10 protein-coding genes are annotated in these 9252 nt (G+C 42.2%); 5 read left to right on the forward strand and 5 right to left on the reverse strand.

Translation table 11 applies throughout. The features are described from left to right. Positions 1-177 precede the first annotated feature (177 nt). From VNZ46_RS03245 to VNZ46_RS03260, 4 genes are read left to right on the forward strand one after another with little or no spacing between them, the layout of a single operon-like run. A complete protein-coding gene (locus VNZ46_RS03245; RefSeq protein WP_325558643.1) occupies positions 178-414 on the forward strand; it encodes a hypothetical protein in 237 nt (78 codons plus the stop codon). A 35-nt stretch (positions 415-449) separates the two neighbouring features. After that, positions 450-3449: a SusC/RagA family TonB-linked outer membrane protein gene (locus VNZ46_RS03250; protein WP_325558644.1), complete on the forward strand. Its 3000-nt coding sequence runs from the start codon at positions 450-452 to the stop codon at positions 3447-3449. An 11-nt stretch (positions 3450-3460) separates the two neighbouring features. Next, complete coding sequence (locus tag VNZ46_RS03255) at positions 3461-4819, forward strand: RagB/SusD family nutrient uptake outer membrane protein (protein ID WP_325558646.1); 1359 nt, start codon at positions 3461-3463, stop codon at positions 4817-4819. An 11-nt stretch (positions 4820-4830) separates the two neighbouring features. Next, positions 4831-6156 carry a TlpA disulfide reductase family protein gene (locus VNZ46_RS03260; RefSeq protein WP_325558648.1) on the forward strand — a complete coding sequence of 442 codons (1326 nt, stop codon included), beginning with the start codon at positions 4831-4833 and terminating at the stop codon, positions 6154-6156. Positions 6157-6206: 50 nt separating this feature from the next. On the opposite strand, the gene VNZ46_RS03265 is transcribed toward VNZ46_RS03260, so the two are convergent. The 4 genes from VNZ46_RS03265 to VNZ46_RS03280 all read right to left on the reverse strand — a co-directional run bounded on the left by VNZ46_RS03265 (position 6207) and on the right by VNZ46_RS03280 (position 7835). Next, entirely contained in the window at positions 6207-6464 is a 258-nt protein-coding gene (locus VNZ46_RS03265; protein WP_325558650.1) for a hypothetical protein, read from the reverse strand. 34 nt (positions 6465-6498) lie between these two features. Further along, a complete protein-coding gene (locus VNZ46_RS03270) occupies positions 6499-6984 on the reverse strand; it encodes a MauE/DoxX family redox-associated membrane protein (RefSeq protein WP_325558652.1) in 486 nt (161 codons plus the stop codon). A gap of 16 nt (positions 6985-7000) precedes the next feature. Beyond that, a complete protein-coding gene (locus tag VNZ46_RS03275; RefSeq protein ID WP_325558654.1) occupies positions 7001-7327 on the reverse strand; it encodes a hypothetical protein in 327 nt (108 codons plus the stop codon). Positions 7328-7445: 118 nt separating this feature from the next. After that, complete coding sequence (locus VNZ46_RS03280) at positions 7446-7835, reverse strand: hypothetical protein (RefSeq protein WP_325558656.1); 390 nt, start codon at positions 7833-7835, stop codon at positions 7446-7448. A gap of 210 nt (positions 7836-8045) precedes the next feature. Between VNZ46_RS03280 and VNZ46_RS03285 the strand changes: the two genes are divergently transcribed. Continuing rightward, a complete protein-coding gene (locus VNZ46_RS03285; protein WP_325558657.1) occupies positions 8046-8957 on the forward strand; it encodes a LytTR family transcriptional regulator DNA-binding domain-containing protein in 912 nt (303 codons plus the stop codon). Positions 8958-8982: 25 nt separating this feature from the next. Here VNZ46_RS03285 and VNZ46_RS03290 read toward each other — a convergent pair. Then, positions 8983-9252: hypothetical protein (locus VNZ46_RS03290; RefSeq protein ID WP_325558658.1), on the reverse strand; the 270-nt coding region annotated here is incomplete at its 5' end.

Raw genomic sequence — 9252 nt, forward strand, 5'->3', positions numbered from 1 at the left:
AACTAAAAATGAGAATATGCAACCAACCAAATTTCCCTGCTTAAAGAACATTCTCGCCCTCATCATCTGTCCCCCAGATTAGCTCCATCATGAGCCCCTCATTCCTGCGCAGGCAGGAACTTCGCCCCGGAATTCAACTCATCATCAACAAAAAATCCAAATGCTTACCCTCTTTTTATGGAGAAAACGAACAATTGTACATGCTTTAACCATCCCGGGATCATCGGTTTCTTTAAAGACTACGACCTGGATGAATGCGGATCCTTACTATGGCAGCTATTTAAACTCAGTACGGTAGCCAATCGCACAGAGATACTAAGTGCAAATGAATGGTTCAACCTGCTTTCTTTTTATGAAAGCCTGGATGAACTGTTAAAGACCATGTACATGAACTACACTAAACAGCAATCCTAGGAAAAGAGAAAAAAAACAACTAACCAACATATCACATGAAGAAAACGATTCAAACCATCGTATTGGCCGCGCTTTGCCTAAATTTTCCGGCCAGCGCCCAGCAGAAAAACCCGCCACCGTCCTCTAAACAGGGCCTGGTTAAAGGGAAAGTCATCTCCTTAAAAACGCGCGAGCCGCTGGAAGGCGCCGCAATTCAAAACATCAATACCGCGCTCACGCTCTTCACGGATAAACAAGGCGAATTTCCCTTAGACCTTCCAGCCGGTCGCTACAGGGTCGCCGTATTCCTGGAAAACTACCAGACAGAATACCTGGAAATCAGGATGCCCTTAAAAGAACCGCTCGTTATTGAACTAGAGCCTAAAGACAACAATTTAAACGAGGTCCAAATCATTGGCTACGGAGAAACCACCAAAAGGCTAAACACCGGAAGCGTCTCTACCATTACCGCCAAACAAATCGAAAACCAGCCCGTGACTAATGTACTCTCCGCGCTATCCGGCCAAATGCCCGGTGTATTTGTACAAACTACTAATGGCCTGCCTGGAGGGAACATCAATATCCAGATCAGGGGCAAAGGCTCCATTGCCGCCGGAACCAATCCTTTATACATTATAGACGGGGTGCCTTTTCCCGGATCTTCTTTAGTGAGCAATTCTCCTTTAGGGGGAGAAGGTATTGTGGGAGAAATCAGTCCATTAAACTCCATCAATCCCAGCGATATAGAAAGCATCAACGTGCTTAAAGATGCGGACGCTACGGCCATTTATGGTAGCAGGGGCGCAAACGGGGTCGTACTGATCACCACTAAAAAAGCTAAGGTGGGCAGTGTTCAAACCGATGTGAATATTGCTCAGGGCTTTTCACAGGTGGCCAATATGCCAAAACTCCTGGGGCTGGATGATTACCTGAATATCCGGCGTGAGGCCTTTAAAAATGATGGATTAACACCATCTTCCAATCCTACATCTTACAGCTATGCACCTGATTTAACCCTTTGGGATAACAAAATGTCTACCAATTGGGCAAAATATGTGATGGGGCATACCGCCAGAACTACTGCGATCAACGCTACGGTGTCTGGAGGAACGATGGAAAACCGCTTTTCTATAGGGGCAAATTACAGGAACGAAACTTCTGTACTGATGGGAGACAACGATTACAAGAGGGGCGGTACGCGCTTAAGCCTTGATCACCACTCTGCAGATGAGCGGTTCAGTATACAATCTTCATTGTCCTATACCAAAGAAGAAAACAAGGGGGTAAACCCAAGGGAAGCTTTTTCCAGTTTTGTGCTTTTACCTCCAAATTTTCCACTGCGCGACTTGAATGGCAGTCTAAACTGGGCATTGGGTTATAATCCGCTGGCGGCTATTCAGAATACCAGCCAAACTAAAATAGACAACGTCCTCTCCAATACCACTATAGGCTATGAACTCCTCCAGGGGCTGCATATAAAGGCAAATATTGGTTTGAATACACTTGGAATGACCCAGGTGATGGTTAACCCCAAATCAGCAAGAAACCCTAATGCCTCGCCGGTAAGCTATACTTATTTTGGCAATACCACCAACCGGAGCATCATTGTGGAACCCCAGTTGGACTATACGTTCAAAATCAAAAAATCTGCCATCGGCATTCTGATCGGTGGAACCTGGCTGAATTCAACAAAAGAGAACCATTTGATTACAGCCACAAACTTTAATAGCGAAAGCATGCTGGAAGACATGAGTTCTGCAGGGCAGTTAAATGCCAACTACACTGATCTGGTGTATAAATACGTTTCGGTATTTAGCAGGATCACCTATAATGCCGATGATAAGTATCTCCTTAACCTCAATGCCAGAAGAGATGGCTCTTCCCGTTTTGGAGCCAATAACCAGTTTGGGAACTTTGGTGCCATAGGTGCAGCCTGGGTATTTAGCAATGAAAAATGGGCCGCAGAACACCTCTCGTTTATAAACTATGCAAAGCTGCGGGCAAGTTATGGAATTACGGGTAACGACCAGATTACAGACGACCAGTTCCTCTCAACCTACCGCTCTTCGGGTTTAATCTATCAGGGAAACGCGGGCTTAATGCCTGCACGTATTGCCAATGAAGATTTTAAATGGGAAAGCAATAAAAAACTGGAGGTAGGATTGGAAGCCAGCCTGTTCAAAGAGCGGCTTCGGTTTACCATCAATCATTTTGAAAACATCAGCGGCAAACAGCTGGTCAATTACACATTGCCGCTGATGACTGGCTTTGACAGCTATCAGGCCAACCTTCCGGCAAAGGTTAAAAACTCCGGGTGGGAGTTTGAACTGAACACAAACAGTATCAGAAAGGAGCGTTTTGTTTGGACTACAAATTTCAACATTACCTTGCTGAAAAACAGGCTCCTCAGCTTTCCGGACCTGGCTACTTCCAGCTATTCCAATTTTCTAACTGTTGGCGAGAGTACCCTTAGGGCAACAGGCTTTAAATACCTTGGGGCCGATCCTCTTTCAGGAGCTCCTTTGTATGCTTTAAAAACCGGAGGAAGCAGTTCTAATCCTGATTTTGAAAATTATTATACGACTATAGGAGATAAGAACCCGGCCTATTATGGTGGGTTGGGCAATAGTTTTAGCTATAAGGGTTTTGGGCTGGATGTGTTTGCCCAATTTGCCAAACAGTTTCTGTTTGGAAGCCTAACCTCACCGGGAACCCTAACGAATAATTTCGCCCTGGCAGCCGGGCGCTGGCAAAAGGAGGGAGATGTAACCGATATTCCTAAAGCCTCTACATTCCGTGATTTCTATTATGGCCTTTCCTCGGCCAACTTTTTTAAAGCAAGCTATCTCAGGCTTAAAAATATTCAGTTGAGTTACCGGCTGCCGGAAAGCTGGTTAAAAAGGAATAAACTGAACCGGCTCAGGATCAATCTGCAGGTGCAGAACCTACTGACTTTTTGGAATAGAAATGCCGCTTTGTACGATCCTGAAAGTGGTGCAGATGCCAATATTCCACCTTTAAAATCCTTTGTACTGGGCATTCAGCTTGGTCTTTAAACTATATGTATATGAAACGATATATCTTTCTTTTATTCATCGGCCTTTTGGCCCTGAGTTGTAAAAAACTGATCGAAACTGGCGATCCAAAGAACCAGCTCACTACAGATAAGGTCTTTGCAGATAGTACATCTGCTACCGCCGCCCTGGGTAATCTCTATGCACAGTTTGAGCGAGGTTTTGAACCTAATTTTACCCCCAATATTGGTTTGTACACGGATGAGCTCAATGTAACCTCTACAGGAACAAATGAAAGTGAATTTTTGCAAAGTAGGTTGTCTGTAACCAATTCAACTAATCTAGGCCTATGGCAGGTTTTATACGCTGTTATCTATGGTTGCAATGACTTATTAGAGAAGACAAAGAGTTCGCCAGAATTTCCTGCTTCAAAAGTTACACAGTTAACCAGTGAGGCCAGGTTTCTAAGAGCCTATGCGTATTTCTATCTGGTTAACATGTACGGGCGTGTTCCATTATTGCTCAGCACCAACGCAAAAAGCAACCGGCAGGCTGCGCAAAATGATCAGGGAGAGGTTTACCAGCAGATCATCACTGACTTGCAGGCTGCAAAGCTAGGTCTAACAGAGATGTATCTTGGACCTGGTAAAACCCGGGCAAATAAATGGGCTGCTGGGGCTATGCTTGCCCGGGTCTATCTAAACCAGAAAAACTGGGCAGCTGCAGAGGAGGAAGCCAGTCAGGTTATCAGCTCTGGATTGTATCTCCCTCTTGATCCGGTAGCGGATGTATTCAAATCAGGTAGCCGGGAAAGTATTCTCCAGTTTTGGACGCAGCAGGGATTTATAAGCTCATCAGCTAACCTGTTACCCGCCTCAGATACTTCTTTGCCCGCTTATCCCATTACAGATGCACTATATACCTCTTTTGAAGCCGCCGATGTACGTAAATCGAACTGGACTGGAACCAGTATAGTTACCACAGCGGGTGTTCCAGAAACCTATCATTATTCTGCCAAGTACAAAAACAAAGAAGCGGGCTCCGGCAGTCCGGAATATCTCATGGCACTCAGGTTATCAGAGCAGTATCTGATCCGGGCAGAAGCCCGTGCCTGGCTTGGGCGATTGCAGGAAGCTCAGGAAGATCTTAATGTCATTAGGCACCGGGCAGGGCTTCTGAATACTAGGGCAGAGAATCAGCTGGAATTATTAGGGGCTATAGCTCAGGAAAGAAGGGTGGAGTTATTTGGCGAATGGGGCGCACGTTTCATCGATCTTAAAAGAACAGGAACCATCAGTGCCGTATTAGGGAGCTACAAAAATACCTGGAAGCCAACAGCAGCATGGTTTCCAATCCCTCAAAGTGAAATCAATTACAACAACAAGCTTATTCAAAACTTAGGATACAATTAAACAAAAACATCATGAATTTAAAAAAAACAACCAACATCATTTTACTATTACTGATTATCCTTTTTTCTATGAGCACATATGCGCAGGATCAAAAGATTAAAGCTTTGAAAATTGGCGACAAGGTTCCGGATTTTCTAATCGAAAACATTAAAAATAGCGAGTTTAAAACCAGAAGGGCTTCTGACCTTTATGGCGGCGGCTTATTGATCATCAATTTCTGGGAAACCTATTGTGTACCCTGCGTAAGAGAGATGCCTGTTTTAAACAAACTTGCAGCAAAATTTAAAGGGAAGTACAATATGCTGTGTGTATCCAGCCAGGATGACCATACAGTTGATACATTTATCAAAAGAAACACTCATGATCAACTTATGTTTACAGCTATAGATACGGTATTGTGTAAATATTTTCCCCATAAGGTGGTGCCTCATAATGTGTGGATTGATAAGAATGGCGTAGTTGTAGCTATAACAGACGATTACGAAGTGAATGAGAAAAATATTGAGCTTGTACTCAAAGAGAAGGTTGACTTAAGTATAAAGGATGAGGATTTAACTTTCGACTGGCAAAAGCCATTAAAAACTGCCGATTCAAATTTCATTTACCGATCTGTGATTACGCCCTTTAAGAATATTGGAAATGGGGGTACGCTGGCCTTAAATCCTTTAAGTCAAACCTCGAGATTTATGGCCTGGAACGCTTTGAAAACAGATTTGATCTGGTCTGCTTATATGAAAACCTCCCGCCCAAGCGAATATAAGCTTATTGATATTTTCACTAAAGATTCTGCTTCTTTCTTTTTTCCTGCTAAGGAGGGACAGATGAGGGAGTATGGGGTTGAAAAATATAAAAAATGGGAGCGTGCAAATAGCTACTGTTATGAATTGTTTTTCAATAGAAAGGTAAACCCCGATCAGTTCTATGATATTATGGCGAAGGAGTTATGCCTGTTTTTTAATGTAAAAGTTGAAATGACTAAGAAACCAACTGAATGCTGGGTGCTTACCAAATTGAATAAAAAAATACTGCAGTCAAGAACAAAAGGAACGGAAAAGCAGGGTTACGGATTTAACGATTCTAAGTTCATAGCCAAAAACCAGCCATTAGATGAGGTAGTTAAAATCCTTTATAGTTTTTTCTCCAAACAGCCTCCCTTTGTGAATGAGACGGGCATAAAATTCAATATTGATATGGAAAAAGATTTTAAAGAAGCATTGGAATCTGGTAAAGGGATAACCATAGAGGTTATGCGCGCCTATTTGAATTCTATAGGATTGGAACTGAAAAAGAAAATGCATGCCTATCCTCATTTAACGATTTATGATCTGAATCAGTAAAATGAATAAGCTATTCCCGATTTAGGCCGGGAATAGTTTATTTGCAAAACCTAGTTGTATCTAAGTACCGGACCAGAGATCGCGGAGGCACAAAGTTGGTTTGAACCTGTACAACCAGTGATCAATTGTGCCTGTGCAACTGTTTTGTTGGTGAGTGTACCCGTGATATTGCCAGCTCTGTCAAATCGGATCCAGTCATAACTTACTTGTTTTGCATTTGAAGCAGCATTTGCTGTTTTGGTGACAAATGCGCCTGAAACACCAGCTACTAATGCCAGTGCCAGAAGGGTGGTTTTAAGATTTTTCATCTTGTTTTAGATTTAAAATTAATTACTCTGTTATTTATAGTCTATTCTCGCTTCGCGACGCGTTGAATATTCTTTGGAAGGGGTGTACCGGATTGGGTCTGGGCCTGTCTGGCCTTAGGGCTAAAAAGCTGAGCAGAATGAACATGGCGTTAAATGTTAAATGTCCTTTCCAGCTCAGCCTTGCCATTAATCCTCCGCAGGTACAAGGTAAATGAAGCCCTGAAAAAAGCATCCAAAGAATGTAGAGCTCAAATACACTTAATAAGGCTATCGATAAAATCAATCCCAGTTTTCTAGACTTTTTAAAAAAGAGAAAACAAACGATCAGCAATTCTGAAATGGGTAAAAACCAGGCGAGTAGGGGAGCTAGTTTATCCATCATTGGAAAGGGAGAGAGTTTCATTTGGAAAATGAACATTTCCTGTTCCAATAGCTTGCTCATAGCGGTGTAAGAGAATAATAGCATGAGCAATCCCAAAGCTATATCTACAATCAGTGGATGCAATTTCAAGGTTTTCATATCGTTTCTGGATAAATTATTCTTTGGTAATTACGCCCGGCCCGGAAGGCACCTGTTCATCGGTAGAGAACTGACTCAGATAATTGGTGATATCCGTGTAGCTGCTTGTATCAAAATGAACTTTGCAAGGCACTTCACCTGCTATTCCACAGCTGGGGCTGGAATTGCTGACCAATATCCAGTTGGCTGGATCTTTTGCACCGCTTACCGTATTCAATTGGTACCGGTAAGTTAACCCTGTTACTTTGTTTTTGTTAACGCTTTTGGCGTCAAAGTTTAAGGTAGTTACGGCTGCCGCCGCAACTACCAGAGCTATTAAGCCCGATTTGATTTTTGTGTTCATAACATTTTGTTTTAGAGGTGTACGTATAATATCTGTGCTACGCGTCGCTACAGATATTTGGTTATATAGAATTGCAGGTTTTACCAGCATTCGCCCTCTGGTATTTTACCCGCCTGTTCTAGCTTGGGTATTGAATATGTATGGTTAAACTGCCTTCGCCATCTGCGTCGCCTTGATCATCTGATAATGCTTTTAAGGTATTGCTGCTTGTCATTACCTTTCCTTTTCCTTTTTCTGCATGGCTGGTACTATCAGGTTTGTCTAATTTGATCCTCAAGCGGTGTGAAACTGCAAAACTGGTTTGTGCCGCAATGAAGGAGAGTACCCTTGGGTCTACTTCGCTAAGAAAGATGATTTGACTTGGTTGTAGCTCAAAATGTGCGATGAGCCAGCCTATAAAATCCATTTTAATTTCATCGGCCTGAAGGTTCAGTTCTGCATCCGACTGGATATAAAGTTCGGCTTGAATGGCTGTAAATCCTGAGTTTGTGAGCGGTTGTTTTTCCATGTTTATTATTTTCGTTTATTTCTGGGAGTGGACCTTCCACGCCCTTGATGTGAACGAAGTTAGAGATCAAAATTTCGCTTTGAAGAAGAATGGAAGTGGTTTGTGGGTGAACAATGACTTTTTGTGGGCGAACAATGAAAAAGAGGTCAGATATATTTTTTTGAAAATTAAATCTACTTCGTTATCTTTATGTGATAAATTATTTCACTTATGATAAGTCGCTCTCTCTTCAAACAAATTACGGAAAAGGAATGGACTCCTTTCTTAGTACCAATCTCTGTTTCTTTTTTAGTTTCTCTGGTGGCCGCACATTTAATAGTAATCCACGAGGAAGAAGAAAGTTTTATTGAGCTTTTTGCTGTACCTGCATATTATCCGGCATTGGGTTGGAGTACCATTATGGCCTGGTTAGTTATTGGCGTTGCCTGTTGGATGAATGCTTATCCGATTATTAAATTTAAAAACGTAAAAAACCTCAATTTACGGGTGGTTTACCGCTTTGGTATAGGAACGCTGTGCCTGTTGTTGCTATGTATAGTCATGGCTTTGGTTTATTTTTCTTGTTATAAGAAGCCTATTGGTGATACAAATTATTTTTCTAGATTATTTGTGATCATCGCTTGTATGGTACTTTGTTTAAATGGCTTTTTTACGGCATACTTCTTCAAAAAAACAAATCCGGAGTGGTTTGTTGTTGAAAAGGGGGGTGGAGTAAAAAGGAGAAGAGGCTGGCTGAGGAGAGCAGTTGCTTTGGCGAAAAGAAAAAGAAGCTCATCTCTTCCTCCTCCTGTTAAACCTGATATGGTGCTGTTTTACTACCATGAAAGGTTTAATTTTGCTGTTTCTGAGGATGGTTCTGAGGAAGTTTGGCCATATACAAATAAAAGAACCTTTGAACTTCTTCCTCATCAGGACTATTTTTTTATCAGTCGTACTTTTATTGTAAAGCGAAGCAATATTGAAGAGGTTACTCAAGCCAGTTCTCACCGTAGAAAACTGAGGTTAAAGGTTCCAGCGGGGAAATCTGTTGTTGTAAGCCAAGGCAGAACCCCACTGTTTGTTCTATGGTGGGCGGGTGAATTGCGACCAGATCAGTTTCATCTTATGGATAATTTTGAATAGCTTTTCTTTATTTTGCTGATCCTTCTTATAAAAGCTTGATCTTATCTTCATCAATATCTAAATAAGCAGCGAGTTCCTGCTTGGTAATCAATTGATGTTTTTCTTTTTTAAGAACAGTTCTGAGGTCTTGCAGAACTTTTTGGGCATAGCGTAAACTCTTACCTGTACAGTTTACGATGTCTTGTGGGTATACACATACTCTTTCCATGATGTTGGAGTTAGTACCGCAACAAAGTGGGTGGCGAATAGCGTACCGGGCGCTTTGGGTACGGGACCTACCTGGCAGTAGGTGAAA

Origin of the sequence: Pedobacter sp. (assembly GCF_035566355.1) — a bacterium.
Lineage (GTDB): Bacteria > Bacteroidota > Bacteroidia > Sphingobacteriales > Sphingobacteriaceae > Pedobacter.

Excerpts from the sequence above, each read along its gene's own strand:
- VNZ46_RS03260 (WP_325558648.1), top strand. The coding sequence starts at position 4,831 with ATGAATTTAAAAAAAACAACCAACATCATTTTACTATTACTGATTATC.
- VNZ46_RS03255 (WP_325558646.1), top strand. The coding sequence starts at position 3,461 with ATGAAACGATATATCTTTCTTTTATTCATCGGCCTTTTGGCCCTGAGT.
- VNZ46_RS03245 (WP_325558643.1), top strand. The coding sequence starts at position 178 with ATGGAGAAAACGAACAATTGTACATGCTTTAACCATCCCGGGATCATC.
- VNZ46_RS03275 (WP_325558654.1), bottom strand. The coding sequence starts at position 7,327 with ATGAACACAAAAATCAAATCGGGCTTAATAGCTCTGGTAGTTGCGGCG.
- VNZ46_RS03280 (WP_325558656.1), bottom strand. The coding sequence starts at position 7,835 with ATGGAAAAACAACCGCTCACAAACTCAGGATTTACAGCCATTCAAGCC.
- VNZ46_RS03250 (WP_325558644.1), top strand. The coding sequence starts at position 450 with ATGAAGAAAACGATTCAAACCATCGTATTGGCCGCGCTTTGCCTAAAT.
- VNZ46_RS03270 (WP_325558652.1), bottom strand. The coding sequence starts at position 6,984 with ATGAAAACCTTGAAATTGCATCCACTGATTGTAGATATAGCTTTGGGA.
- VNZ46_RS03285 (WP_325558657.1), top strand. The coding sequence starts at position 8,046 with ATGATAAGTCGCTCTCTCTTCAAACAAATTACGGAAAAGGAATGGACT.
- VNZ46_RS03265 (WP_325558650.1), bottom strand. The coding sequence starts at position 6,464 with ATGAAAAATCTTAAAACCACCCTTCTGGCACTGGCATTAGTAGCTGGT.